1 pseudogene is annotated in these 244 nt (G+C 50.8%); it reads left to right on the forward strand.

Going from position 1 to position 244, the window contains the following annotated elements:
• Window positions 1–244: pseudogene (locus A142_RS09315) on the forward strand (DDE-type integrase/transposase/recombinase); the annotation flags it as partial.

Genomic DNA, 244 nt, shown 5'->3' on the forward strand with positions numbered 1-244 from the left:
CACCTATGTTGAAGCCTTCCCCAGCCAAGGAAAACCTTACTGGTTAGAGGCGCATGTGAATGCGTTCGAACACTTCGGTGGCGTACCACAACTCTTAGTTCCCGATAACCTACGCAGCGCGGTCACCAAAGCCAATCGTTATGAGCCGAGGCTGAACGATAGCTATCAAAAACTGGCGAATCATTACCAAACCGCAGTGATGCCAGCTCGTCCTTACAAACCGAAAGACAAAGCCAAGGCAGAG

The sequence above is a fragment of the Vibrio splendidus 12E03 genome, assembly GCF_000272105.2.
GTDB classification, from domain to species: Bacteria; Pseudomonadota; Gammaproteobacteria; order Enterobacterales; family Vibrionaceae; genus Vibrio; species Vibrio splendidus_I.